Genomic DNA, 26,468 nt, shown 5'->3' on the forward strand with positions numbered 1-26,468 from the left:
CGGTCAGGGGCGTCATCAGAAGACGAACCGTTGTGACGGTTCGGCGTGGGTCAGATAGGGCAGGTCGGTTTCAAACAGGGTTTCTTCGCGGTAGCGGCCCGCACCTTCATGGGTCAGCAAGGTGACCTGCTGCACCGGCGACTGGCCGTGCACGACCAGCGCGCGACTACCGGGCTTGAGCCAGGTCAGCCAGCGTGGGGGAATCTCGGACACGGCACCGGTCACCACCAGCGCGTCGAACAGCCCCTGCGGCTGCCAGGTGTTGACCGCTTCACCGGTGACCAGGGTGGCGTTGGCGATGCCTGCCGCGAGCAGGCGCCGGGCGGCGGCTGCAGTGAAGTCGGCGTGGATGTCGAGACTGGTCACCTGGGCCGACAGCGCAGCCATGCAGGCGGTAAGAAAACCCGAACCAGTGCCAATTTCAAGCACGTGATCGGTCGGCTGCAAATCCAGCGCCTGCAACACGCGACCCTCCACCACCGGCTTCATCATCACTTCGCCATGACCCAGCGGCAGGCACAGGTCGGCGAAGGCTAGCTGGCGGTGCGCGGCATCGACGAAATCCTCGCGGCGCACACGGCTGATGACATCGAGCACACGGGCATCCAGCACCTCCCACGGGCGAACCTGGTTTTCCACCATGTTCAGTCGCGCCTGTTCGAAGTTCATAGCCATTTGCTCGTGTCCCGTGCGGATCGAAAAAGGTCAAGAAGGATAAGCGCTTGGGCCTGGCCCCACAACGATGATCTGCGACAATGACAAGCCTGCCGGTTGTGCTTCAGGTCACGAAGTGCCGGAAGTCATCGCAAGCAGTTGACGGGCGTCACCTGTTGGCAGAGCTTTCGGAATTGAGCCTGAGAGTTGGCGGAGGCCATTCTGGAAAATAATTGAACTGTACCGTATAATAAAGTCTGGCTATTCATTTGTGAAGGTGCGGGCATGGTTATCAGCGCGCAAATCAGGTCCCAGCAAGGCCCAGGTCGGCCGAAGGACATGGAGAAGCGTGCGGCAATTCTGGCGGCCGCCAAGGCGCTGTTCATCCGCAATGCGTTTGCCGGCACCAGCATGGATGCCATCGCAGCGGATGCCGGTGTGTCCAAGCTTACCGTGTACAGCCATTTCGGCGACAAGGACAACCTGTTTCGCGAAGTGATCCGATCGCGGATCCAGGATCTGCTGCCGGAAGAGACGTATGCCTTCGACGCGCACCTAGGTATCCGTGACACCTTGTTGCGGGTGGCGTTGACCCATGCCCATCTGGACTGCAATGCGGAAACCGTGGGCACTTTCCGCGCCATCCTCAGCGATTGTCGGCAGGGCAATCCGCGCTACGGCCGGCTGATCTGGGAGGAAGGGACGACCCGCACGCATGGCCTGATGGAACGCCTGCTGCATCAGGCGGTTGGCGCCGGCCAGCTGGAGATCGAGGATGTACCGCGCGCCTGCGTGCAGTTCCTCACCCTGATCAAGGGCAATCTGATGATGCGTCAGATGTTTGGCTGTGCTGATTGTCCCGAGAGCTACGCCGAGGAAATCGAGAGCACTGCGCGTGCTGGCGTCACGATGTTCCTGCGCGCCTACCTGCCGCGCTGAGCCGCGACACTCGCCGATCACCCCGCTTCGTGTTTGAATAACCCGGTTGAAGCGGGGGTGCCGACGCTGGTCGGCTGAGAGAGTCCCTTCGAACCTGATCCGGTTAGCACCGGTGTAGGGAGCTTCGTCGCACGAGGTCAGCTGTCGTGCGTCCGGCGCCGTCGCTTCTGTTGTTTCACGCGAGTTGCTCGCAGCCGCGCCTCAAGTGTGCGGACTTTTCAACAGAAGCCGGATACATGCCGATGAATGCCCAGCCCTCCGATCTTGCGCGTGCCGCGCAGGAACTCTCCGAAGCCGTTGTTCGCCCGATTCCCGGTTCGCGCAAGATCCACGTGCAGGGCAGCCGGCCCGACCTGAAGGTGCCGCTGCGCGAAATCTGCCAGGCGCAGACGCCGACGCTGTTCGGCGGTGAAACGAATCCGCCGATCACCGTCTACGACACCTCCGGTCCGTATACCGACCCGGGCTATGCAGTCGATCTGGCCAGCGGCCTGCCGGCACACCGTGCCGCGTGGATCACCGAGCGCGGCGATACCGAGCAACTCGACGGGCTCGGCTCCGAATTCGGCCGCAAGCGTGCCGCTGATCCCAAGCTTGATCCGCTGCGCTTCACCGCCACACGCGTACCGCGTCGGGGCAGGGCCGGTGCCAACGTGACGCAGATGCACTATGCACGGCGCGGCATCATCACGCCGGAGATGGAATACATCGCGATCCGCGAGAACCAGAAGATCGAGGCACTGCATGGTAGTGCGCTGCTCGACCAGCATCCTGGCCAGTCGTTCGGCGCCGCGCTGCCGAAGCTGATCACGCCGGAGTTCGTGCGCGATGAAGTGGCCCGTGGCCGCGCGATCATTCCGGCCAACATCAACCATCCGGAAAGCGAGCCGATGATCATCGGCCGCAACTTCCTCACCAAGATCAACGCGAACATCGGCAACAGCGCGGTGAGCTCGGGTATCGCCGAGGAAGTGGAGAAGCTGGTGTGGTCGATCCGCTGGGGCGCGGACAACGTGATGGACCTGTCCACCGGCAAGCACATCCACGAGACGCGCGAATGGATCATCCGCAACTCGCCGGTGCCGATCGGCACCGTGCCGATCTACCAGGCGCTGGAGAAGGTCGACGGCGTGGCCGAGAACCTCACCTGGGAAATCTATCGCGACACCCTGATCGAGCAGGCCGAGCAGGGCGTGGATTACTTCACCATCCACGCCGGCGTGCTGCTGCGCTTCGTGCCGCTGACTGCCAGACGTGTCACCGGCATCGTCTCGCGCGGCGGCTCGATCATGGCCAAGTGGTGCCTGGCGCATCACAAGGAGAACTTCCTCTACACGCACTTCGAAGATATCTGCGAGATCATGAAGACGTATGACGTGTCCTTCAGCCTCGGTGACGGCTTGCGTCCGGGTTGCATCGCGGATGCCAACGATGCTGCACAGTTCGGTGAGCTGGACACCTTGGGCGAGCTGACCCAGATCGCCTGGAAGCACGACGTGCAGGTGATGATCGAAGGTCCCGGCCACGTACCGATGCACCTGATCAAGGAGAATATGGACCGCCAGCTGGAGAAGTGTGGTGAGGCGCCGTTCTACACGCTTGGGCCGCTGACCACCGACATCGCGCCGGGTTACGACCACATCACCAGCGCGATCGGCGCGGCGATGATCGGCTGGTTCGGCACTGCGATGCTCTGCTACGTGACGCCGAAGGAACATCTCGGGTTGCCGAACAAGCAGGACGTGCGCGACGGCATCATCGCCTACAAGATCGCCGCGCATGCGGCGGATCTCGCCAAGGGCAATCCGGGCGCGCAGGTGCGCGACAACGCACTGAGCAAGGCACGCTTCGAATTCCGCTGGGACGATCAGTTCAACCTCGGCCTGGATCCGGAGAAGGCCAAGGAATTCCACGACGAGACGCTACCCAAGGACGCACACAAGAGTGCACACTTCTGTTCGATGTGTGGCCCGAAGTTCTGCTCGATGAAGATCACCCAGGACGTACGCGACTATGCTGCCGAACACGGTGTTGAAGCGTTCGAAGTGATCGATGAGGGTATGGCAGGGAAGGCTGCCGAGTTTCGTGCCACTGGCAGCGAAATCTATCAACGCGAGTAAGGGTCGTCGATGAAGCTCTCAGTTCCGTTCGTCCAGTTGCCGCTGCATTTCGATACTGAACGGTTGTCTGAAGAGGTGCTTGCTTTTGACAGATCCTGCTGGCGTCTCCACCCCCAGAAGTTTCCCGGCAATTTTGCGTTGCCGCTGATTTCGGTTAACGGCAATCCCGACAATGACGCCATCAACGGCCCGATGCGGCCAACAGCCTATCTCGAACAATGTCCCTATCTGACCCAGGTGCTGCATCGGATAGGTGCTGTGTGGGGGCGCACGCGTCTGATGAAGTTGAGCGGACACGCCGAGGTCGCACCGCACGCCGATGTCAGCTACTACTGGCGCGAGCGCACGCGTGTCCACGTACCGATCGTGACCAAGCCAACCGTTCGGTTCTTCTGTGGCGAAGCTGAAGTCAACATGGCGGCCGGTGAATGCTGGATTTTCGATACCTGGCGCAGTCATAAGGTGATCAATGGCGACGAGGACGAACGGATTCATCTGGTGGCAGATACGGTCGGCAGTGAGGGATTCTGGGATCTGGTCAATCGCGGCCGGGCCCCAGGGCATCCTGGTTTCGAGGGCTGGCGCGAAGAAGCTGTTGCAGCGACGCCCGAAGAACGTCCCACGCTGATATATGAGTCAGTCAATGTGCCGGTGGTGATGACTCCATGGGAACTACAGGAACACTTGGTCTTCCTTCTCGGGGAAGTGCAACCCCACCAGCAGCTGGCTACAGCGCAGCAAGTGGCAACGCAATTCATTACCAACTGGAAAATGCTGTGGGCGCAATACGGTACCGACCGCACGGGATGGCCGTTCTATCGCGAAGAGTTGAACGCATTCGCGCATGCCATGGAAAAGATCACGGCGCCGCTCATGCTAGTCAATGGCACAAAGGTCATGGATGCCCTGCGCCCCATGCTGCTGGACGTGGCTATCGCTGGTGCCGGCAAGGATCTCGGTGCCTACGAGCCGCGGCGGCCTGTGGTGTCCGGATCGCGGCCTGCCGTGAGTGATCGTGATGAAGTATTCGATCGCCCGGTGTTCATCGTCTCGTCGCCACGTTCGGGCTCGACCTTGCTGTTCGAAACATTGGCACAGGCCCCGGGTCTGTTCACCACCGGGCAGGAGAGTCATGGCTTGATCGAAGGCATCCAGGGGCTGCATCCAGCGCATCGGGACTATGAATCCAACCGGCTCGATGCGGCAGCGGTGACGCCAGTGCGGATGAAGGAATTGCGCGATCGCCTGCTTGCCAAATTGCGCGACAGAGAGGGACGGCCAGTATCGCAGAAGCCGATTCGTCTGCTGGAGAAAACCCCGAAGAACGCATTGCGCGTACCGTTTCTGGCAAAAATATTCCCGGAGGCGCAGTTCGTATATCTGTACCGCGATCCGCGCCGGACGCTGAGCAGCATGATTGAGGCTTGGCAATCTGGTCGTTTTCGCATGTACCCGGACCTCCCCGACTGGAATGGCCTGCCGTGGTCGCTGCTGCTCGTACCGGGATGGCGTGACCTGATCGGACGGCCGCTGCAAGAGATCGTGGCAGCGCAGTGGGAGACCACCACGCGGATCCTGCTGGATGATCTCGAGGCGCTGGCGCCCGGTCGTTGCCATGTGGCGCGATACGATGCCTTCCTGATGGATCCTGCGGCTGAGGTAGAGCGACTGTGCGGTGCGCTTGAGCTTGAGTGGGATCGTTCACTCGATGAGGTTCTCCCGCTTTCACGCCATACCGTTACCGAGCCTGCTTCTGACAAATGGCGTCGGCATGAGGATCTGATCGAACAGGTTGTGCCGGGCCTGCAGGCCACGCTCGATCGAGCCGAGCGGTTCGTCGCACGCTGAACGATCAAGCACACTACAGGCAGTAAACAGGTCGATTGTGGTGCCTGCTGCGATGGGAGCCGGGTTGAAGCATTCTTCACCTGGCTTTTCCATGCGGATTCCTACGCTCTGCGGACTTACGGCGGAAATACGCGCCGATGCCCATTCCCACCTCGTCCCGCAGGAGCAAGCCATGGCCAAGGCCAAGCCGTTCGTCAGTGATATCGAGAACATCCGCAAGCGTGCACGCAAGGACATCGAAAAAGGCGCGATGACCGCGGGCTACGGCGCCGACCGCGCCACCGTGGTCAAGCTGCTCAATCATGCATTGGCGACCGAACTGGTCTGCGTGCTGCGCTACAAGTACCACTACTACATGGCGTCGGGGATCAATTCGCAAAGCGTCAAGGCCGAATTCCTGCAGCACGCGAACGAGGAGCAGGGTCACGCCGATCTGATCGCCGAGCGCATCACCCAGCTCGACGGCAAGCCGAACCTGTCGCCGGACGGTCTGCTCAGCCGCAGTCATTCCGACTACGTCGAGGGCGACGATCTGGTCGACATGATCAAGGAGAACCTGGTCGCCGAGCGCATCGCGATCGACAGCTATCGTGAAATCATCAACTACATCGGTGCCGACGATCCGACCACGCGGCGGATGCTGGAAGGCATCCTGGCAATGGAAGAGGAACATGCCGAAGACATGAACACCTTGCTGGAACAGCTGGGCAAGAAAGGTGAGCCGGCCAAGTCAGCGCCGGCCAAGAAGTCCGCTGGCGACAAGCGCGGCTGAGTTTGTTTGGCGGATGCTGCGCATGAGCAGCATCCACCAGCCGGGCATCACCAGCCGACCAGTGCCAGCTTGCCGATCGAGGTGCCTGATTCGAGCTGGCGATGCGCCTCGCGCAGGTTGGCGGCGTTGATCGGCGTCAGCGTTTCAGTACGTGTTCCGCGCAGCTCGCCGGCATCGAGCAGTGCCGCCACGCGCTGGAGGATACGGCCCTGCTCGGCCTGATCCGCCGTCTTGAAGCGCGGGCGGGCGAACATCATTTCCCAGTGGATGCCGATGCACTTGGCCTTGTACGGGTCGCCGATCTTCAGTGTGCCGCTGGGTTCCACGATCAGGCCGACATGCCCTTGCGGCGCCAGCAACTCGCCCAGCGCTTCCCAGTAACGGTCGGTGTCGGCGAGATTGATCGCGGCGTCGATCTGCACGAAACCCAGAGAGGCCAGTTGTGACGCCAGCGGCTGCCGATGATTGATTACATGCTGCGCACCCATCGAACGACACCAGTCGATGGTCTCGGTGCGCGATGCGGTGGCGATCACAGTGAAGCCGGCGCGCCGCGCCAGCTGGATCGCGATCGAGCCGACACCACCGGCACCACCGATGATCAGCAACGATTTGCCATCGCCACCGTGCTCGCTGTCGAACGGCATGCGCTGGAACAGCAGTTCCCATGCAGTGATCGTGGTCAGCGGCAGCGCCGCCGCGTCAGCCAGATCCAGCGACTTTGGCGCATGACCGACCAGACGCGCATCGACAAGTTGGTACTCGGCATTGCTGCCCGGGCGGGTGACATCGCCGGCGTAGTACACGCGATCGCCAGGCGTGAAACCGGCGACTGACTCGCCGATCGCTTCGACCGTGCCGGCCGCGTCATATCCAAGCACCTTCGGTTGTGCCTCGACCTGTGGCTTTGGCGAACGGATCTTGGTGTCGACCGGATTCACCGAGACCGCTTCGACGCGCACCAGCAGGTCGTGTTCGCCAGGTACCGGCCTGGGCAGTTCGACATCGATCAGCGACTGCGGATCGTCGATGGGCAGATAACGGGTGAGGGCAATGGCTTTCATGACGACTCCATAACTGAGGTGTGGCTGATTTCGGAGGGTAGTTGCTCGGCATTCCGTAACAGAAACATCATGCATAAGCCGATGTACGTGAGTGGTGATGCTGACGAAACCGAAGCTGGTCTAGAGGGCGGTTTCGGTACATGCCAACGCGATAGGCGGCGCGGTCGGCGGGAGTCCAAACGCACACTCCATAGTGCGACGGCAAGCCCGAGCACCGGCAGCAGGGCGGCAACCCAGGTCACCGCGCCGAGGCCAGGGCCATGGCTGATCACCATGCCGCCCAGCCACGCACCGATCGCGTTGCCGAGGTTGAACGCGGCGATGTTGAAACTCGACGCGAGCACCTGGCCACCGCTGGCCTTCTGCAGCACGCGCAACTGCAGTGGCGCCACGGTGGCGAACGCGGCGACGCCGAGCAGGCCGCTGAAGGCAATCATCGCCGGCTTGCTGTGCAGTGCGAACGTCATCATGCCGAGCACGATCGCCAGTGCCGCCAGCGAGCCCAGCAGGGTTGCCACCAGTCGTTTGTCAGCCAGCCGGCCACCGAGCAGGTTGCCGACTACCATGCCGCCGCCGAATACCAGCAGGATCGGCGACACCGCAGCGTCGGCGAAGCCGGTGACACGGGTGAGAATCGGCTGGATATAGGTGAACACCGCGAACACGCCGGCGAAGCCGAGCACGGTCATCAGCAGCCCGAGCAGCACCTGCGGATGCGCAATGCCCTTCAGTTCCTCGATGAACTTCATCGGTGCGCTTTCGCCGCGGCTGGCCGGCACCAGCATGGCGATGATCACGGTGGCGAGCACGCCGATCGCGCTGACCGCCCAGAACGTGGCGCGCCAGCCGAAGTGCAGGCCCAGCCATGCACCGGCCGGCACGCCGAGCAGGGTCGCCACGGTGAGGCCGGTGAACATGATCGAGATCGCCGAGGCCTTGCGGTCCTCCACCACCAGCCCGGTCGCCACCACCGCGCCCACGCCGAAGAAGGTGCCATGGGCCAGCGAGGTGATCACCCGCGCAAGCATCAGCACGCCGTAGCTCGGCGCCAGGGCGCTGGCCAGGTTGCCGATGGTGAAGATCACCATCAAGGCGATCAGCGCGGTCTTGTGCGGCAACCGGCTGGTGGCGGCGGTCAGCAGCGGCGCACCGACGGACACGCCCAGCGCATAGCCGGAGATCAGCAGGCCGGCCGCGGCGATGCTGACGTGCAGGTCGGCGGACACCTGCAACAGCAGGCCCATGATCACGAATTCGGTGGTGCCGATGCCGAACGCGCCGGCGGTCAGCGCGAACAGCGCCAACGGTGGGCGTGCTCGGGTGGTGGCAAGGGTGGACATGACGACAATCCGGAGGGAAACGATGCGTCAGCTTAGGCAGTTGCCTTTTCTCCAAAAAGCACCAAGATGACTAATCATTATCAATGGATTATTGATAGTCATGGATCGTGTCGGCGACCTCAGCCTGTTTCTGCGCGTACTCGATCTGGGCTCGATCAGCGCGGCCGCGCGCAGCCTGGACCTGTCGGTGGCAGTGGCCAGCCAGCGCCTGAAGCGGCTGGAGCGTGACCTCGGCGTGCGCCTGCTGCATCGAACCACGCGCCAGCTGCACGCCACGCCGGAAGGCACCGTGCTGGCCGAACAGGGCCGTGCCCTGGTGGAGGATCTGGAAGCATTGACCGGTGGGCTGCGCCAGAGTGCCACCGAAGTCGCGGGCACCGTGCGGGTTACCATGTCGGCCTCGTTCGGTCGTCAATACGTCTCACCGTTACTGCCGGAGTTCCTCGCCCTGCATCCGCGGGTGAAGCTCAGCGTCAATCTCAACGACCAGATGCTGGACCTGGTGGCCTCCGGTTTCGATCTGGCGATACGTGTTGGAGCACTTGGCGACTCCGGCCTGGTGGCGCGCAAGTTGGCGGCCAATCAACGTGTGTTGTGTGCGTCGCCGGATTATCTGCATCGGCACGGCACACCATGCACACCGGCGGATCTGGCCGAACACGACTGCCTGCTGCTCGTCGGCAGTCAGGGGCGACAGGACGTGTGGCATTTCGGTGATGGCAATGGCGGCGAAATCGCCCAGCGCGTACAGGGACGCTTCGAGAGCAATCTGGGCGAACTGCTGCGCGATGCCGTCGTGGCCGGGCTTGGCATCGCCCTGCACTCTATCTGGCACGTGCATGAGGAGCTGCGTGCGCAGCGGCTGCAGATCGTGTTACCGGATTATCCGATCGCGGAAACCGGTATCTACGCGGTTATGCCGCAGCGCAGGCTGGTGCCACCACGGGTGCGCGCCTTCGTCGATTTTCTGGCCGAACGGCTGGGCGAGGTCCCGCCGTGGGAGCGAACGCGCCACCGCTGAAGGTGGCGCGCCGTCAGTCTGTCGGCTATTACGCCTTGGCCGGCTTGCTGGCCTGGTAACGCTCGATACCGGCGAGGATCTCGGCCTTCGCTTCGGCGGCGCCGACCCAGCCCTCGACCTTCACCCACTTGCCCTTCTCCAGATCCTTGTAGTGCTCGAAGAAGTGGCCAATGCGCTCCAGCCAGTGCGGCGAGACGCCCTGCATGTCGTTGATGTGCGCGTAACCCGGGAAGACCTTGGGCGACGGAATCACGATCAGCTTCTCGTCGCTGCCGGCCTCGTCGGTCATCTTCAGCATGCCGACCGGATGGCAGCGGATCACCGAGCCGGGGATCAGCGACAGCGGCAGGATCACCAGCGCGTCCAGCGGGTCGCCGTCGCCGCCCAAGGTCCCCGGTACGTAACCGTAGTTGCACGGGTAACGCATCGGGGTGGACAGGATGCGGTCGACGAAGATCGCGCCGCTTTCCTTCTCCACCTCATATTTGACCGGCTCGGCATCCTTGGGGATTTCGATGACGACGTTGATTTCGTTCGGCACGTCGCGGCCGGCGGAGACGAGATGCAGACCCATGGGAGTTCCTTGCTGGAATGGGGGTTGGAAAGCCCGCAAGGATACGCCAAACGCTGTTGCGCCGCAGCAGCGACGGTCGTCAATGCCGACTCTGCCTAGGCTTGGCGCTGAGTCCTGAATGGCCGCTCGCGCAGCCATTTGGTGGCGATCCACTTCTCTCCGCGCAGTACCGGCAGGCCGGCATGCAGCGAGCTGCGGTCGCCACCTTCGTAGGCGAAATAGACGGCTGTGCCGCGCCGCGCGGTGACTGTCAGGCCGATCTCGGGGAAGGCAGTGCCGCCACCTTGCTCGGGCGTATTCAGATACATCACCACGCTGGCGATGCGCTGACCGCCGATCGCCGTCACCGCGCCGTAACCGGCTTGCTCCGGATCGAACCAGTCGTAATGCGGTTCGTACTCCTGACCAGGCAGGTAATGCAGTATCTGCAGTCCTTCGCCATGATTCATCGGCACGCCCAACAGACCTGCCAGACGTTGCTCGATCCGGCTGATCAGCGGCAACTCGTTCAGCGTGAAGAACATGCCTTCGCTGGTGCGTCGCTGATCCACCTGGTGCTTGCCGTCGGTGTCGACGGTGAGCGCGCGCTGCAAGCGCGGCCGCGCCAGCGCAATCAGGTCGGTGCATTCCTGTTCCGTGAGAATGCCATCCAGCACGCGCAGTGTCGGGGTGTCGACGATGAGCGTAACGTCGAGTACATGGCCATCGATGGTGACGCTGGGTGGTTCGGGATGCCTCGTGCGCAAACCGGCTGGAGTCGTCTTGTCGGTGCTGGCGTGCAAGGCCGCCAGCGGCAACTTCAATACTTCGGCGACGATGCTGCGGCTCTGCCGCGGGTCATAGCCGTTGTCCTTCATCAACTTCAGCACGTCCGGGATGCCGTGCCCGGCACGCGTGGTGGCGAGAATCCATTCGCGCAGTTCGGGGCTGATCGTGGTGCGTGAGTGCATGAGGTTGTGCGTGGGCGAGAATTCCGAAAGGTTACTTCACGCACGGCTGCAGGCGAAGTCCGGCAAGGAGCCGTGACGCGAGCCGGCAACGGCCGGCTCGCGAGGGCTGCATGACTGCGTGAGGTACCTTACTTCAGCTGATCCCACAGAAAATCGTAGGCCAGCGCGTGCATCAGTGCGGCCTGCTTGTTGTCGGCACCGGCGCCATGGCCGCCTTCGAGGTTCTCGTAGAACCATACGTTCGGAATGCCCATCGCCTGCATCTTCGCAGCCATCTTGCGCGCCTGCACCGGACCGACGCGATCGTCGCTGGTGGTGGTGTAGAACAGCACCGGTGGGTAATGCCCATCCTTGTGCAGGTTCTGGTACGGCGAGAAGGTCTTGATGAAGTTCCAGTCAGCGGTATCCGGATTGCCGTATTCGGCCATCCATGACGCACCCGCCGACAGGTGGCTGTAGCGCTTCATGTCGAGCAAGGGTACCTCGCAGGCGATCGCGCCGAACAGCTGCGGATACATCGTCAGCATGTTGCCCATCAGCAGGCCGCCATTGCTGCCACCCTCGGCGCCGAGATGCTTGGCAGATGTCACGCCACGCTTGACCAGGTCCTCGGCGACGGCGGCAAAGTCCTCGTACGCACGCGGGCGGTTTGCCTTCAGCGCAGCCTGATGCCATTGCGGGCCGTATTCGCCGCCGCCGCGGATGTTCGCCACCACGTAGACACCGCCGCGGTCCAGCCAGGCACGGCCGATGCTGCCGCTGTAATGCGGCTGCAGCGAAACTTCGAAGCCGCCGTAGCCGTACAGCAGGGTGCGGTTGGCACCGTTCAGCTTCATGCCTTTCGGGGCGATCTCGAAATACGGCACGCGGGTGCCATCCTTCGAGCTGACAAAGTGCTGGCTGACCTCGAACTTTGCAGCATCGAAGAACGCGGGTTCGTGCTTGATCGTCTCGGCCGGCACGCTGCCGAGCACGCCGCGCTGCAGTGATGACGGCGTGAGAAAGCCGGTGACGCCGAGCCAGTATTCGTCGCTGTGATCCGGGTCGGTATCGACCACGCTGATCGTGCTCATCGCCGGTGCGCCCGGCATCGCCTCGCGCTTCCAGTCGCCTTCGGGCGTTTCCATCTGCGGCGGAGTCAATACTTCCACCCGGCTCTTGACGTCGTCCAGCACGTCGAGGATCAGATGATGCTGGGTCCAGTTGTACGAGGCCAGTGAGGTATGCGCATCCGGCTTGAAAAGCACCGTGAATGCAGGCTTGCCGGCCATGAAGTCGTCGAACTTCGTCGCCAGCAGTGCACCCGACGGATAGGTGGATCCGCCAATCGTCCATGGCGAGCGCGTCAGCACCAGCAGCCATTCGCGATGGGCATCGGCGCTGGCGTCGGTCGGTACGTCGACGCGGGTCAGCTTGTCGCCGCTGCGCTGGTACAGCTCGCTGTGGAAGAAATCCTTGGCGACGGAAACGAAGTCGCGCTCGTAGCCCGGTGTGCGGTCGTGCGAGGCGCTGACCGCCAGATCGGTTGGCTTGCCCTCATACACGGTCGCGGCGGACGAGAGCGGCGTACCGCGTTTCCATTGCTTGACGATGCGCGGATAGCTCGATTCGGTCATCGAACCGGGACCGAAGTCCGTGCCGACGTAGATGGTGTTGTCGTCGATCCAGTCGACCTCGGTCTTCGCCACCGGCAGCTCGAAACCGCCCTTGACGAAGGAATTGCTGGCCATGTCGAACTCGCGCACGTTCACCGCATCGCCGCCGTCCGGTGACAGCGAGATCAGGCAGCGTTCGAATTTCGGTTTCAGGCATTGCACGCCCTTGAACACCCAGCGCTTGTTCTCGGCCTTGTTCAGCGCGTCGATGTCCAGCAGCAGCTGCCACTTCGGCTCGGTCTTGCGGTATTCGTCCAGCGTGGTGCGCCGCCAGATGCCGCGTGGATGGGCCTGGTCGCGCCAGAAGTTGTACAGCCAGCCGTCCATGCGGTTGACATCGGGAATGCGGGCATCCGAGTCGAGTACCTCGAGGATGCTGTCACGGGTCTTGACGAACTCGGCATTGTCGACAAACTGTTTTGTGGTTACCGCGTTCTGCTGCTTCACCCAGTCCATTGAACGGGTGCCGTGGATATCCTCCAGCCATTGATACGGGTCGTCCGCTACGCGGGTGTCTGCCGGCACCTTGGCGGCCTTGTCATTCTGGGCATGAGCATTGTTCATGCCGGTGAGTGTGACGCCGAGCGCCAGCATCAGCCAGACCGATTTCATGGTGTGCCCCTCAGTGTGCGAATGGATGTGTGCGTGGGATACGGCGGACGTGATCCGCGCCCGATCGAGCGTAACCGCATGATCATACGGCCGCCTGTGACTAAAGTCAGGGTGGCCCGGGTCAGTTTGGTATAAACGAAAAGTCCCGCCGAAGCGGGACTTTCGCTGTCACGGTAACGCGTGGCTTAGAGCAGGGGAATCAGCAGCAGCGCCACGATGTTGATGATCTTGATCAGCGGGTTCACCGCGGGACCGGCGGTGTCCTTGTACGGATCGCCGACGGTGTCGCCAGTGACGGCTGCCTTGTGCGCCTCGGAACCCTTGCCGCCGTGGTGGCCGTCCTCGATGTACTTCTTCGCGTTGTCCCATGCGCCGCCGCCGGTGGTCATCGAGATCGCCACGAACAGGCCGGTGACGATGGTGCCGATCAGCACGCCACCGAGCGCCTGCGCACCGGCGACGGACGAACCGGCGAGCCACTTGAAGCCGAATGCGACCACCACAGGCACCAGTACCGGCAGCAGCGAGGGCACGATCATTTCCTTGATGGCGGACTTGGTCAGCATGTCCACCGCCTTGTCGTACTGCGGCTTGCCGGTGCCTTCCATGATGCCGGGGATGTCGCGGAACTGGCGGCGCACTTCCTCGACCACGGCACCGGCCGCGCGGCCGACCGCCTCCATCGCCATCGCGCCGAACAGGTACGGGATCAGGCCGCCGATCAGCAGGCCGATGATCACGTAATGGTTCGACAGGTCGAACAGCGTGTCGGTGCCGAAGTGGGTCTTGAGGTTGTGCGTGTAGTCGGCGAACAGCACCAGCGCGGCCAGTGCGGCCGAACCGATCGCGTAGCCCTTGGTCACCGCCTTGGTGGTGTTGCCTACCGCATCGAGCGGATCGGTGACGCCGCGCACTTCGGGCGGCAAGTCAGCCATTTCGGCGATGCCGCCGGCGTTGTCGGTGATCGGGCCGTAGGCATCCAGCGCCACGATCATGCCGGCCATCGACAGCATCGCTGTCGCGGCGATCGCGATGCCGTACAGGCCGCCGAGTGCAAACGCGCTCCAGATCGCGGCGCAGATCACGATCACCGGCAGTGCGGTGGACTTCATCGAGATGCCGAGGCCCGCGATGATGTTGGTGCCGTGGCCGGTGGTCGATGCCGCGGCGATGTGCTGCACCGGGCTGTACTGCGTGCCGGTGTAGAACTCGGTGATCCACACGATCAGGCCGGTCAGCACCAGCCCGATCAGCGAGCAATGGAACAATGCGTGGTTGGAAATCACCAAGCCGTCGCCGGTGGTCAGGCCGTCCGGCAGCAGGTTGCCGGTCACGAACCAGAACGCGACGGCCGAGAGCACCGCCGACACGATCACACCCTTGTACAGCGCGCCCATGATCGAGCCGCCGGCTTTCACCTTCACGAAGAAGGTCGCAATGATCGAGGCGATGATCGACACCGCGCCGATGACCAGCGGATACAGCACGGCATTGAGGTTGTTGGCAAAGGTGAGGCCGGCCAGCAGCATCGTGGCGATCACGGTCACCGCATAGGTCTCGAACAGGTCGGCCGCCATGCCGGCGCAGTCGCCCACGTTGTCGCCGACGTTGTCGGCGATCACCGCCGGATTGCGCGGATCATCCTCGGGAATGCCAGCCTCAACCTTGCCGACCAGGTCGGCACCGACATCGGCACCCTTGGTGAAAATGCCGCCGCCAAGACGCGCGAAGATCGAGATCAGCGAGCTGCCGAAGGCCAGCCCCACCAGCGCATGCAGAGCAGGTTCGCCGCTGATGCCCATGTGGTTGAGTACCAGCCAGTAACCGGTGACGCCGAGCAGTGCCAGGCCGACCACGAGCATGCCGGTGATCGCACCGCCACGAAATGCCACGTCCATCGCCGCGCTCAGCCCACGGCGCGCGGCTTCGGCGGTGCGCACGTTGGCGCGTACGGATACGTTCATGCCGACGTAGCCAGCAGCACCCGAGAGGACGGCGCCGACCAGGAAACCGATCGCCGTCGGCCAGTTCAGGAACCAGCCGATCAGCACAAACAGCACCACGCCGACCAAGCCGATGGTGGCGTACTGGCGGTTGAGGTAGGCGCGTGCACCTTCCTGGATGGCTGCTGCAATCTCCTGCATCCGATCGTTGCCCGGCGATTGCGCCAGGATCCAGCGCGCGGAAATCGCGCCATACAAAATTGCCACTACCGCACACGCCAGAACGATCCAGCCATACTGCTGCAGCATCGGAGCCTCCCCATGAGTTGTCAGTGGCCGTCCGGAACGGGCGGTCCCATGGAGTATAGGCAGACCTTGTTGCACAGACTGTTGTGCGGCGCAGCGCGCTGATGTGTCGCCATTCCGGAAAGGAAAAGGCCATGCGCAGCGGCATGGCCTTGGGCCATCCGGATTGACGCGAACTCAATGCAGCGCGACGTCCAGGATGATACCGGTGGTGACCGCGACCAGCAGAAAGTCGTTGCCCGCACGGACCCAGCGATAGCCACGCGGCGGTGGACGCAGGCGGTAATAACCGTAGTTGCGCACCACATAGGTCGGGCCGTTATAGCGATGCCCACGTTCCCAGCGCGAATGGCGCGGGCCGCCAGCGCGATAGCCGTGGCGTCGATGATCGTCGCCGCGACCGCGGTGGTCATGGTGACCGCGGTCGTATCCGTGATGGTCGCGATCATGGCGGCCGTGATCGTCATGATCAGGGGCGGCCAGTGCCAAGCTGCCGGTAGTGAGCAGGGCGATGGCAATAAGCAGGCGGCTGATGAGTTTCATCATGGACTCCTCCGCGGAGGTCGTGGCCGCAACGGTGCGGCCATCGACTCGGGAGGGTGGATCGTAGAAACATGCGGCTGAATGGAAGGCCGTTGGCCTGTAACGACTTCAGGCTGGACTCAGCAGGCTTTGCTGCGGCGCATGGATTTGCGATTCAGTGCGAAAATGGCGGCAGCTTTCGAGCCACCGCGACGTTCTTCAGCTGTACATAGCGTGGCAGGCCATTCTTGCCATAGGGCAGCGGTGCCTCGCCATGGATCAGTGGCGCAAGGTAACGGCGCGCGGCGGCGGTGATGCCGAAACCGTCGCGGCTGATGAAGTTCTTCGGCATCTTCTTCTCGCGATTGGCGATCTTCGCCAGCGGCGCCGCCTCGACCTTCCAGCGATAAGGCGCATCGCTGCTGCGCACGATCACCGGCATCACCGCATTCATGCCGGCCAGCGCGTACTCGACCGCCGCCTTGCCGACGGCGAAGGCCTGCTCGGCGTCGACCTTCGAGGCGGCATGTCGCGCCGAGCGCTGCAGGTAATCCGGCAGTGCCCAATGATATTTGTAGCCGAGCTTCTCCTTCACCAGCGCGGCCAGTACCGGCGCCACGCCGCCGAGCTGCGCATGGCCGAACGCATCGCGCGTGCCGGCCTCGGCGAGGAATTGCCCAGCCGCATTGCGCACGCCTTCGGAGGCGACCACGGTGCACCAGCCCACGCGCTCGACGGTGGCCTTCACCTTGGCCAGGAACGCGGCTTCGTCGAACGTGTTCTCGGGAAACAGGATCAGGTGCGGCGCGGCATCCGCGCTTTCGCCCGCCAGCCCTGCGGCGGCTGCGATCCAGCCGGCGTGGCGACCCATCACTTCGAGGATGAATACCTTGGTCGAGGTCTCAGCCATCGACGCAACATCGAGGCTCGCCTCCAGCGTGGAGATCGCGGTGTACTTGGCCACCGAGCCGAAACCAGGACAGCAGTCGGTGACGGCGAGGTCGTTGTCTACCGTCTTCGGCACACCGATGCAGCGGATGTCGTAGCCCATCGCCTTGCCGAGCTGCGAGATCTTCAGCGCGGTATCCGCCGAATCGTTGCCGCCGTTGTAGAGGAACCAGCGGATGTCGTGGGCGCGAAATACATCGATCAGTCTCGCGTACTCGGCGCGGTTGTCTTCCAGCGACTTCAGCTTGTAACGGCATGAACCGAACGCGCCGCCAGGCGTACGGCGCAGCGCGGTGATGGACGCGGCCGATTCCTTCGAGGTGTCGATCAGCTCTTCGCGCAGGGCGCCGAGGATGCCGTTGCGCGCGGCGTACACCTTCACTCCCTTGGCGCGGGCAGCCTCGATCACGCCGGCGGCGGTGGCATTGATCACCGCCGTGACGCCACCGGACTGGGCGTACAGCAGGTTGCCGGTAACGGCTGGCGAGCGGCGGGTCGGGCTCATGGGCATCCTCAATCGGGCAGTGGCGGACGGATCGACGATCAGCGGCAAAGCATTTCGCAACAATCACTTGGCCTGAGTTAGTGAGTGCCGCTGTTTGACGGCATCGGGTGCAGCGGCTAATTTGGAGGTTAATTCTGGGAATCTGGCGGGCTGCCACAGTGTGCGGCAGCCCGCCAAACTTGTGGAGCATTATGCGACTCGTCCTACTTGGTGCGCCCGGCTCGGGCAAAGGTACGCAGGCTGCCCGGCTGAAGGTGGAACTGGGTGTGCCGCATATCTCGACCGGTGACATGTTGCGCGCCGCCGTTGCGGCGGGCACCGCGATGGGGCTGAAGGCCAAGGCGGTGATGGATGCCGGCCAGCTGGTTTCCGACGACATCCTCCTCGGCATGCTCGAAGAACGTCTGGCCCAGGACGATGCGAAGGCCGGTTTCATTCTCGATGGCTACCCGCGCAATCTGATCCAGGCTGATGCGCTCGATCACCTGCTGGCCAAGCTCGCCCAGCCACTGGATGCGGTGGTGAAGCTCGATGTTCCGAACGAGGCGATCATCGCCCGCTGCGAGATCCGCTTCAAGGCGGAAGGTCGCGCCGACGACAACCCGGACACCGTACGCAAGCGCCTGGCGATCTATGCCGAGCAGACCGCACCGGTGGCTGACTTCTACGCAAGGCGCGGCAAGCTGCAGGTAGTCGATGGTGTCGGTGAGCTCACCGATGTCACTGCGCGGGTCAAGCGCGCATTGCAGCAAGAATCAGCAGCGGCGAACGGCTGAGCACAGCCTGCTCCGGCTGGAGCGGGTTGCAAGGAATCTCTCCCACATGCGCATGCATATCCTCGGCATCTGCGGCACCTTCATGGGCGGTGTCGCTGCGCTGGCGCGTGAGCTTGGCCAAACGGTCGAAGGCTCAGACGCCAACGTCTATCCACCGATGAGTACTCAGCTCGAGGCGCTCGGCATCGAACTGATGCGCGGTTATACGGCGGAACATCTGCAGCCACCACCAGACCTGGTGGTGGTGGGTAACGCGATGACGCGCGGCAACCCCGCCGTCGAATACATGCTCGATGCGCAGCTGCGCTATATCTCCGGCCCGCAGTGGCTGGGCGAGACGTTGCTGGCCGGGCGCGAGGTGCTGGCGGTGGCCGGTACCCACGGCAAGACCACGACCACCAGCCTGCTGGCGCATCTGCTGGAACAAGCAGGACTCGCACCGGGTTTCCTGGTCGGCGGCGTGCCGGGCAATTTCGGTGTGTCGGCGCGGCTGGGGCAGGGCAAGCCGTTTGTGATCGAGGCGGACGAGTACGACACCGCGTTCTTCGACAAGCGCTCGAAGTTCGTGCACTACCGGCCGCGCATCGCGATCCTCAACAACCTCGAATACGACCACGCGGATATCTTTCCGGATGTCGCGGCAATCCAGCGCCAGTTCCACCATCTGGTGCGCACCGTGCCAGGAAACGGCCGGCTGATCGTCAACGCGCACGACAGGCATCTGGCTGAAGTGCTGGCGATGGGCTGCTGGACGCCGGTGGAAACCTTCGGCATCGGCTGTGGCGACTGGCAGGCCACGCTGATCGAAGCGGATGGCTCCGCGTTCGCCGTGCATCGCAGTGGCGAGCTGATCGGCGAAGTGCGCTGGCCGTTGCTCGGCAACCACAGCGTGATGAACGCGCTGGCTGCGCTGGCGGCTGCCACCACGGCGGGTGCCGATCCGTGCGCGTTGCTGCCGGCATTCGCGATGTTCGAAAGCGTGAAGCGACGGATGGAGCTGGTTGGCGAAGTGAACGGCGTGCGCGTCTACGACGACTTCGCCCATCACCCCACGGCGATCGCCACCACGCTGGCTGGATTGCGGGCGAAGGTCGGCACGGCGCGCATCCTGGTGGCGTTGGAGCCGCGCTCGAACTCGATGCGCCAGGGTGCGCATGCCGAGGCGCTGGCGCCGTCGCTGGCCGATGCCGATGCGGTGGTGTTCCTGCACCGCCCCGAACTGCCGTGGGACGCCGGTCATGTCACGGCTGCACTCGATGGTCGCGGTGGCACCGCACCCAGCGTGGATGCGCTGATCGAGGCGCTGCGGGCGCAAGTGCGCCCAGGTGATCAGGTGATCTTCATGTCCAACGGTGGTTTCGAGGCAGCACCGCGGCGGTTTGTCGAACGGCTGCGGCACGATTGAATCCGCGTTTGACGTGAAGGTCAGCGCACTCGTTACACTTGCTGCATGGCCGCCCAGTCGCCGCTCATCGACATACCCCTGTTCCCGCTGTCCTCCGTGTTGTTTCCCGGTGGCCAGTTGCAGCTGCGCATCTTCGAGCCACGCTATCTCGACCTGGTGCGCGAATGCACGCGTCATGGCACCGGTTTCGGCGTGTGCCTGATCCTGGAGGGGCATGAGGCAGGCGCGCCCGCGGTACCGGCAGCGATTGGCACGATCGCCCGGATCAACGATTTCCATAGCGGCGAGGACGGCCTGCTCGGGATCACTGCCGAGGGTGGTTCGCGTTTCCGGGTTGCGCGCAGCCGGGTACGCGCCGATGGCCTGGTGCGTGGCGATGCGGAAGTCTGGCCGGCCGAGCCGGAACTGGTGGTGCCGGTGGAATTCGCGCTGCTGCAGAGCATCCTCGAACGGCTGATCGAGACGATGGCCCCGCACTGGCGGCATGCGCCACGCAGTTCATATGACGATGCGAGCTGGCTGGGGTTCCGTCTCACCGAACTGCTGCCACTGGACAAGGTCCAACAGCAGCACATGCTCGAATTGACCGATCCGCTGCTGCGGCTGGCGGAGTTGCGTGACATCCTTCCGCGCTTCCAGAAGCCGTGAACGCGCAGCGGGTAAACTGACCAGCCGCACACCTGCATTACCGATGGAGTCGAAACGCATGGGCACCCTGGCCGGCAAGACCTTGTTCATCACCGGCGCCTCGCGTGGCATCGGTCTGGCGATTGCACTGCGCGCCGCGCGCGATGGTGCCAACATCGTGATCGCAGCCAAGAGTGGTGTACCGAATCCGAAGCTGCCCGGCACCATCCATACCGCTGCCAGCGCCGTCGAGGCGGCCGGCGGCAACGCGCTGGCGCTGCAGGTGGATATCCGAGAAGAGGATCAGGTGCGTGCCGCAGCGGCGCAGGCGGCCGAGCGCTTTGGTGGCATCGACATCGTGGTCAACAATGCCAGTGCGATCTGGCTGGCCGGCACTGCCGATACGCCAATGAAGCGTTATGACCTGATGCACCAGGTCAATACCCGCGGCACCTTCCTCGTCACGCAGAGTTGCCTGCCGTACCTGAAGCAGGCGGCCAACCCGCATGTATTGATGCTGTCGCCGCCGCCGAATCTCGACCCGAAATGGTTCGCGCCGCACACCGCCTACACCATCGCCAAGTACGGCATGAGCCTGTGTGTGCTCGGCATGAGTGCGGAGTTCGTGCCACTCGGCATCGCGGTCAACGCGTTGTGGCCGCGCACGGTGATCGCCACAGCTGCGATCGGCATGATCGATGGCGTGAAGCCCGAGCATTGCCGCAAGCCGGAGATCGTCGCCGATGCCGCGCATGCCATCCTGATCCGCCCATCACGCGACTACACCGGGCACTTCGCGATCGACGAGAATATCCTGCGCGAAACCGGCACCACGGATTTCGCGTTCTACGCGATGCAGCCGGGCGCTCCCTTGTTGCCGGATCTGTTCCTGGACTGATCGCGAAGCCCGTTTTAAGGACTTGTAGCAGCACAGGTTGAATCATTCATGGGTGTCGTTGCAGGCGACGCCTGGAGCGCATCATGCAAACGCCACACGACAACGCCCCATCCCTGATCGATCTCGGCAAGCGTTACTGGTTGCCGGTGTACAAACCGCGCGAGGTGGTGCTCGACCACGGCAAGGGCGCGCGGGTATGGGATACCGACGGGCGTGACTACGTGGATTTCGGCGCGGGCATCGCGGTGAACGCACTCGGTCATCAGGATCCGGATCTGCTCGCGGCGCTCACGGCGCAGGCGCACAAGCTTTGGCACAGCAGCAATGTGTTCTATACCGAGCCGCCGTTGCGGCTGGCGGAGGAACTGGTGCGTGCATCGCACTTCGCCGAGCGGGTGTTCCTGTGCAACTCCGGCGCCGAGGCGAACGAGGCGGCGATCAAGCTGGTGCGCCGTTGGGCGGCATCGAAAGGTCGCGCGCCGGAACAACGCACAATCATCACCTTCAGGGGCTCGTTCCACGGCCGCACGCTGGCCACGGTGACCGCCACCGCGCAGCCGAAATACCAGGAAGGTTACGAGCCGTTGCCGGCCGGCTTCCGCTATCTCGACTTCAACGATGTGGCGGCACTGGAGCAGGCGTTTGCCGCGGGCGACATCGCCGCCGTGATGCTGGAGCCGGTGCAGGGCGAGGGTGGTGTGTTACCCGCTGCACCAGGTTTCCTCAAGCGTGTCCGCGAGCTGTGCGATCAACACGACGCGCTGCTGGTGCTGGACGAGATCCAGTGCGGCATGGGCCGTACCGGCACGTTGTTCGCGCATGCGCACGCCGGCGTCACGCCGGACATCGTGACGCTGGCCAAGGCACTTGGTTGCGGGTTCCCGATCGGCGCGATGCTGGCCGGTCCGAAGGTGGCTGAGGTGATGCAGTACGGCTCGCATGGCACCACTTTCGGCGGCAATCCGATGGCCGCCGCCGTTGCCCGCGTCGCGCTGGCCAAGCTCGCGTCGCCCGCCGTGCTGGCAAATGTGGAGCGGCAGGCGAATGAACTGTGCGCGGGACTGGCACGTATCAACCATCAACTGAAGCTGTTCGCCGAGGTGCGCGGGCGCGGCCTGATGATTGGTGCCGTGCTGGCCGACGCGTACAAGGGCAAGGCGGGTGCGGTGCTCGATCATGCCGCCGCGCATGGCTTGCTGCTGCTGCAGGCCGGCCCGGACGTATTGCGCTTTGTGCCGCCGCTGACGATTACCGATGACGAGCTGGCCGAAGGGCTTGCGCGCCTGTACACGGCATTGAACGATTTCGTCGCGGCCTGAAGACCGCTGCGCCGAGAAGGAGGGTTTCCGATGAAATACCTGCACAGCATGGTGCGCGTACGCGACCTTGACGCCTCGCTGGGGTTCTACTGCGAGGGTCTGGGTCTGCGTGAAGTGCGTCGCAAGGAAGTCCCCGAGGGGAAATACACATTGGTGTTTCTTGCCGCGGCAGAAAGCCCCGAGGCGGAAATCGAGCTGACGTACAACTGGGGTGCGCAGGAGGATTACGGCTCGGCACGCAACTTCGGCCATCTGGCGTTTCGCGTCGACGACATCTACGCCACCTGCGCACGGCTGCAGGCGATGGGGTGCATCATCCATCGCCCGCCGCGCGACGGTCACATGGCCTTCGTGCGTTCGCCCGATCTGATCTCGATCGAGCTGTTGCAGGACGGGCATCTGCCGCCACAGGAACCGTGGGCGTCGATGCCCAACACCGGTCAGTGGTGATCAGCCCTTCGCTTCGCGCAAGGCGCCGCGTGCCGCTTCAAGCGTATCGGCGATGTCCTGCTCGCTGTGCGCGCTGGACATGAAGCCGGCCTCGAAGGCGGACGGAGCCAGATACACACCACGTTTCAGCATGCCGTGGAAGAAGCGGTTGAACAGCGCTGTATCGGCCGCAGTGGCCTGCGCGTAGCTCTCCACCTTTTCGTTGGTGAAGAACAGCCCGAACATGCCGCCGACGCGATTGGTGCTGAAGGCGACGCCTTCACCATCGGCCACCGACTGGAAGCCGTCCGCTAGCAGTCGTGTGCGTGCGGCGAGCTGGTCATGGAAGCCCGGTGCATGGATCAGTTCCAGCATCGCCAGACCCGCGGCCATCGCCACCGGATTGCCGCTCAGGGTGCCGGCCTGGTAGATCGGGCCGGCCGGCGCGATCTGTTCCATCAGGTCGCGCCGGCCGCCGTAGGCACCTACGGGCATGCCGCCACCGATGATCTTGCCGAACGTGGTTAGATCCGGTGTCACGCCGTAATGCGCCTGTGCGCCGCCGAGGGCGACGCGGAAGCCGGTCATCACTTCGTCGAAGATCAGCAGTGCGCCGTGCTGCGTGCACAGTTCACGCAGGCCTTGCAGATAACCGTCCTTCGGCAGGATGCAGTTCATGTTGCCGGCGACCGGCTCGATGATCAGGCCGGCAATCTCATGACCTTGCTCGGCGAACAGCAGCTTCGCGGCACCGAGATTGTTGTAGGGCAGGGTGAGCGTGAGATCGGCATTTGCCTTTGGCACGCCGGGCGAAGTGGGCACACCGAACGTCAGCGCACCGGAGCCGGCCTTGACCAGGAAGCTGTCGCCGTGGCCGTGATAACAGCCCTCGAACTTCACGATCTTTGCACGTCCGGTGGCGCCGCGGGCGAGCCGGATCGCCGACATCGTCGCTTCGGTGCCGGAGTTGACCATGCGCACCATCTCGATCGACGGGATCAGCCGGGTGATCGTCTCGGCCATGGTCACTTCGGCCGCGCAGGGCGTGCCGAACGACAGACCATTCTTCACGGCGCGCTCGACCGCTTCGCGCACGGCCGGGTGGTTATGGCCAACGATCATCGGCCCCCATGAACCGACATAGTCGATGTAACGGGTGCCTTCCACGTCCCACAGATAGGCACCATCGGCACGCGCGGTGAAGAACGGTTCGCCGCCGACCGACTTGAACGCGCGCACGGGCGAGTTCACGCCGCCGGGCATCAGCTTCTGTGCGCGTTGGAAGAGTTCGTGGTTGCTCATCGTCGGGTTCTCAATCTTGGGAATAAAGGTGGGCGAAGCGTTGGGCCGCAGCGCGCACGTCGGCGGCGCCAAAGACCGCGGAAATCACGGCGAGATAATCAGCGCCCGCTTCCACCAGGGAAGCGGCATTGTCCGGCGTGATGCCGCCAATCGCCACCCGCGGCACGCCCAGCGCGGCGCTTTGCCTCAGCAGGTCGAGCGGGGCGCGTGGCGCCAGCGGCTTGGTGGGCGAGGCGAAAAATGCGCCGAAGGCGATGTAGCTCGCCCCTGAGCGTGCTGCCATCTGTGCACGCGGCAGTGAGTCGTAACATGAAACGCCGATGATCGCGTCTTCGCCTAGCACGGCACGTGCCGCAGCGATATCGTCATCGTCCCCGCCCAGATGTACGCCGTCCGCCGCCACGGCATGTGCCAAAGCAACATCGTCGTTGATGATCAGCGGTACCGCATGCGCCGTACACAATTGCCTTAGGGCGGTGGCCTCCGCATGGCGTCGTGCGCTAACAGCGCTCTTGTCACGGTATTGCAGGAGTCGTGCACCGCCCGCCAGCGCTTGTGCGACGACATCCAGCAGGTCGCTGCGCGACCCGTCGGTAATCGCATACAGGCCCTGACCTGTCAGATTTGGGGATGGTTTCAAGTGCAGGTCTCGCGTGCGTGGATGGGGCCAATGATGTCGGCATGCTTTCGCATTGTCGGACGAGTTGAGAGAATGCGTCATTCAACCGTAAGCAAAGAAGCCCGACCATGAGCCAGAGTTCCACCGAAACCGCAGCCTTGCGCAAATGGATGTGCGTCGTCTGCGGCTATATCTATGACGAAGCCGTGGGCGTGCCCGATGAAGGCATCGCTGCCGGCACGCGCTGGGAAGATGTGCCCGATACCTGGACCTGTCCGGATTGCGGCACCACCAAGGACGATTTCGAGATGATCGAAATCGACTGAACGCCTCATCCTGCCTGCGAACGGCCCGAACCCGTCACCGGATTGACCGGGCCGTCTGCTCTCATGCTCCTGCGCACGATCATCTGGTGCGCCACACCGTGGAGCATCCCATGCAGCAATTCATTCCGTTCGAAGACGATTGGGACGCACTGGAGAGACTGCGTCCCGAGGATCTGATCCCCTATCGCGTCGGCCTGCTGGATCGGTCGGGAACGATCGTTCAACGTACTGTTCCCACATCACCTTCAATCTTCAATTCATCGGCCGTCTTCGCACCGATGCGCTGTGTCGTCCCGGCCGAGAGTTCCAGCACGTAACGGGCAGCTGCATTGCTTGGGTAGGTCGGGCACGGATCGGCCTTGCACGGCGGCACATCCAGCTGCATCGAGACCAGTCGGCGATCCGTGTCGAAATACAGGATGTCGAGCGGAATCAGGGTGTTCTTCATCCAGAACGCCCGCGGAGCCGTGTCGGGAAACACAAACAGCATGCCGTGATCGGCCGCGAGCGTGCTGCGCATCATCAGACCATGCACGCGGCCAGCTTCGTCCGTGGCGAATTCGACCGAAAAGCGCTGCCCGTGCAACTCCACGGCAGGCGCTGCATGATTTGCGGGAGCCGTGTTGGTGCAACTGGTCAGCAAGAGCAACAGGGGCGCGAGCATTCGTCTCATCAAGATGCACTCATCGATAGGTGGCGGAAGGCCGTGCGAAGTGTAGTGTCGCCACCGCCCGCGTTTTTCGTGACAGAAAAATGCACGAGGCCCTTCCCAGATGTGCGCCGCGGCGCTATGATTCGTCCCCCTTCGACGAAACGCCCTTTCGCGAAGGTCTCCGCAACAACCGCGACGAAAAAAAGCTTCATCACGGGTGTTGACGGTCTCCAAAAGCGATGTAGAATGGGCGGCTCACCTAGGACGAAACGTCTTGGGGCGCAAACCGGCAACGGGATGCAAGCGAAAAGATCTTTGACAGTGTGCGCAGGTGAATTGTGT

At 63.4% G+C, this 26,468-nt stretch carries 24 protein-coding genes and 1 riboswitch; of the genes, 12 read left to right on the forward strand and 12 right to left on the reverse strand.

The window, feature by feature from the left end; genetic code table 11:
- Nucleotides 1–15: 15 nt before the first annotated feature.
- Nucleotides 16–675 carry a protein-L-isoaspartate O-methyltransferase gene (locus B0E51_RS11145; protein ID WP_077444970.1) on the reverse strand — a complete coding sequence of 220 codons (660 nt, stop codon included), beginning with the start codon at nucleotides 673–675 and terminating at the stop codon, nucleotides 16–18.
- Nucleotides 676–993: 318 nt separating this feature from the next.
- Here B0E51_RS11145 and B0E51_RS11150 point away from each other — a divergent pair, with 318 nt between their 5' ends.
- From B0E51_RS11150 to B0E51_RS11165, 4 genes are all read left to right on the forward strand, one after another.
- A complete protein-coding gene (locus B0E51_RS11150; protein WP_254424501.1) occupies nucleotides 994–1,593 on the forward strand; it encodes a TetR/AcrR family transcriptional regulator in 600 nt (199 codons plus the stop codon).
- Nucleotides 1,594–1,636: 43 nt separating this feature from the next.
- A riboswitch (TPP riboswitch) is annotated at nucleotides 1,637–1,731 on the forward strand.
- A 104-nt stretch (nucleotides 1,732–1,835) separates the two neighbouring features.
- Nucleotides 1,836–3,713, forward strand: coding sequence for a phosphomethylpyrimidine synthase ThiC (gene thiC / locus B0E51_RS11155; RefSeq protein WP_077445014.1), 1,878 nt, complete (start codon nucleotides 1,836–1,838; stop codon nucleotides 3,711–3,713).
- A gap of 36 nt (nucleotides 3,714–3,749) precedes the next feature.
- Nucleotides 3,750–5,561, forward strand: a complete 1,812-nt coding sequence (locus B0E51_RS11160) for a sulfotransferase (protein WP_168172625.1) — start codon at nucleotides 3,750–3,752, stop codon at nucleotides 5,559–5,561.
- Nucleotides 5,562–5,733: 172 nt separating this feature from the next.
- Nucleotides 5,734–6,333 (forward strand): DUF892 family protein, encoded by a 600-nt coding sequence (locus tag B0E51_RS11165; RefSeq protein ID WP_077444973.1) that lies wholly within the window; start codon nucleotides 5,734–5,736, stop codon nucleotides 6,331–6,333.
- Nucleotides 6,334–6,380: 47 nt separating this feature from the next.
- On the opposite strand, the gene B0E51_RS11170 is transcribed toward B0E51_RS11165, so the two are convergent.
- Together B0E51_RS11170 and B0E51_RS11175 are read right to left on the reverse strand one after the other, a co-directional pair.
- Nucleotides 6,381–7,397, reverse strand: coding sequence for a zinc-binding alcohol dehydrogenase family protein (locus B0E51_RS11170; protein WP_077444974.1), 1,017 nt, complete (start codon nucleotides 7,395–7,397; stop codon nucleotides 6,381–6,383).
- Entirely contained in the window at nucleotides 7,394–8,737 is a 1,344-nt protein-coding gene (locus B0E51_RS11175) for an MFS transporter (RefSeq protein ID WP_077444975.1), read from the reverse strand. The genes B0E51_RS11170 and B0E51_RS11175 overlap by 4 nt, the downstream gene beginning before the upstream one ends.
- A 100-nt stretch (nucleotides 8,738–8,837) precedes the next feature.
- Between B0E51_RS11175 and B0E51_RS11180 the strand changes: the two genes are divergently transcribed.
- Nucleotides 8,838–9,758: a LysR family transcriptional regulator gene (locus B0E51_RS11180; RefSeq protein WP_077444976.1), complete on the forward strand. Its 921-nt coding sequence runs from the start codon at nucleotides 8,838–8,840 to the stop codon at nucleotides 9,756–9,758.
- A 28-nt stretch (nucleotides 9,759–9,786) separates the two neighbouring features.
- On the opposite strand, the gene ppa is transcribed toward B0E51_RS11180, so the two are convergent.
- From ppa to B0E51_RS11210, 6 genes are all read right to left on the reverse strand, one after another.
- Complete coding sequence (gene ppa, locus B0E51_RS11185; RefSeq protein WP_077444977.1) at nucleotides 9,787–10,332, reverse strand: inorganic diphosphatase; 546 nt, start codon at nucleotides 10,330–10,332, stop codon at nucleotides 9,787–9,789.
- A 95-nt stretch (nucleotides 10,333–10,427) separates the two neighbouring features.
- Nucleotides 10,428–11,282 (reverse strand): 2OG-Fe(II) oxygenase, encoded by an 855-nt coding sequence (locus tag B0E51_RS11190; RefSeq protein WP_077444978.1) that lies wholly within the window; start codon nucleotides 11,280–11,282, stop codon nucleotides 10,428–10,430.
- Nucleotides 11,283–11,410: 128 nt separating this feature from the next.
- The gene (locus B0E51_RS11195) at nucleotides 11,411–13,501 is read right to left on the reverse strand and encodes a prolyl oligopeptidase family serine peptidase (protein ID WP_254424503.1); all 2,091 of its coding nucleotides are present in this window, start codon (nucleotides 13,499–13,501) and stop codon (nucleotides 11,411–11,413) included.
- A 233-nt stretch (nucleotides 13,502–13,734) separates the two neighbouring features.
- Nucleotides 13,735–15,801 carry a sodium-translocating pyrophosphatase gene (locus tag B0E51_RS11200; protein WP_077444980.1) on the reverse strand — a complete coding sequence of 689 codons (2,067 nt, stop codon included), beginning with the start codon at nucleotides 15,799–15,801 and terminating at the stop codon, nucleotides 13,735–13,737.
- Between the two features lie 174 nt (nucleotides 15,802–15,975).
- Nucleotides 15,976–16,341 (reverse strand): RcnB family protein, encoded by a 366-nt coding sequence (locus tag B0E51_RS11205; protein WP_077445015.1) that lies wholly within the window; start codon nucleotides 16,339–16,341, stop codon nucleotides 15,976–15,978.
- A gap of 154 nt (nucleotides 16,342–16,495) precedes the next feature.
- Nucleotides 16,496–17,773 carry a 6-phosphofructokinase gene (locus tag B0E51_RS11210; RefSeq protein ID WP_077444981.1) on the reverse strand — a complete coding sequence of 426 codons (1,278 nt, stop codon included), beginning with the start codon at nucleotides 17,771–17,773 and terminating at the stop codon, nucleotides 16,496–16,498.
- Between the two features lie 191 nt (nucleotides 17,774–17,964).
- Between B0E51_RS11210 and B0E51_RS11215 the strand changes: the two genes are divergently transcribed.
- The 6 genes from B0E51_RS11215 (at nucleotide 17,965) to B0E51_RS11240 (ending at nucleotide 23,248) form a co-directional block, all read left to right on the forward strand.
- Nucleotides 17,965–18,549 carry an adenylate kinase gene (locus B0E51_RS11215; RefSeq protein WP_077444982.1) on the forward strand — a complete coding sequence of 195 codons (585 nt, stop codon included), beginning with the start codon at nucleotides 17,965–17,967 and terminating at the stop codon, nucleotides 18,547–18,549.
- 46 nt (nucleotides 18,550–18,595) lie between these two features.
- Nucleotides 18,596–19,954: a UDP-N-acetylmuramate:L-alanyl-gamma-D-glutamyl-meso-diaminopimelate ligase gene (mpl, locus tag B0E51_RS11220; protein ID WP_077444983.1), complete on the forward strand. Its 1,359-nt coding sequence runs from the start codon at nucleotides 18,596–18,598 to the stop codon at nucleotides 19,952–19,954.
- Nucleotides 19,955–19,999: 45 nt separating this feature from the next.
- Nucleotides 20,000–20,602 (forward strand): LON peptidase substrate-binding domain-containing protein, encoded by a 603-nt coding sequence (locus B0E51_RS11225; protein WP_077444984.1) that lies wholly within the window; start codon nucleotides 20,000–20,002, stop codon nucleotides 20,600–20,602.
- A 58-nt stretch (nucleotides 20,603–20,660) separates the two neighbouring features.
- Nucleotides 20,661–21,479 carry an NAD(P)-dependent oxidoreductase gene (locus B0E51_RS11230; protein ID WP_077444985.1) on the forward strand — a complete coding sequence of 273 codons (819 nt, stop codon included), beginning with the start codon at nucleotides 20,661–20,663 and terminating at the stop codon, nucleotides 21,477–21,479.
- Nucleotides 21,480–21,562: 83 nt separating this feature from the next.
- Entirely contained in the window at nucleotides 21,563–22,798 is a 1,236-nt protein-coding gene (locus B0E51_RS11235) for an acetylornithine transaminase (RefSeq protein ID WP_077444986.1), read from the forward strand.
- Nucleotides 22,799–22,828: 30 nt separating this feature from the next.
- Complete coding sequence (locus B0E51_RS11240; RefSeq protein ID WP_077444987.1) at nucleotides 22,829–23,248, forward strand: VOC family protein; 420 nt, start codon at nucleotides 22,829–22,831, stop codon at nucleotides 23,246–23,248.
- Here B0E51_RS11240 and hemL read toward each other — a convergent pair whose 3' ends face one another.
- Nucleotides 23,249–24,529, reverse strand: a complete 1,281-nt coding sequence (hemL, locus tag B0E51_RS11245; protein WP_077444988.1) for a glutamate-1-semialdehyde 2,1-aminomutase — start codon at nucleotides 24,527–24,529, stop codon at nucleotides 23,249–23,251.
- Between the two features lie 10 nt (nucleotides 24,530–24,539).
- Complete coding sequence (gene thiE / locus B0E51_RS11250; RefSeq protein ID WP_254424504.1) at nucleotides 24,540–25,136, reverse strand: thiamine phosphate synthase; 597 nt, start codon at nucleotides 25,134–25,136, stop codon at nucleotides 24,540–24,542.
- A 140-nt stretch (nucleotides 25,137–25,276) separates the two neighbouring features.
- Here thiE and B0E51_RS11255 point away from each other — a divergent pair, with 140 nt between their 5' ends.
- Nucleotides 25,277–25,474, forward strand: coding sequence for a rubredoxin (locus B0E51_RS11255; protein ID WP_077444990.1), 198 nt, complete (start codon nucleotides 25,277–25,279; stop codon nucleotides 25,472–25,474).
- A gap of 220 nt (nucleotides 25,475–25,694) precedes the next feature.
- On the opposite strand, the gene B0E51_RS11265 is transcribed toward B0E51_RS11255, so the two are convergent.
- On the reverse strand, nucleotides 25,695–26,147 hold the full coding sequence (locus B0E51_RS11265; RefSeq protein ID WP_168172626.1) for a DUF192 domain-containing protein: 453 nt from the start codon (nucleotides 26,145–26,147) through the stop codon (nucleotides 25,695–25,697).
- Between the last annotated feature and the right edge of the window lie 321 nt (nucleotides 26,148–26,468).

The sequence above is a fragment of the Rhodanobacter sp. C05 genome, assembly GCF_002001165.1.
Lineage (GTDB): Bacteria > Pseudomonadota > Gammaproteobacteria > Xanthomonadales > Rhodanobacteraceae > Rhodanobacter.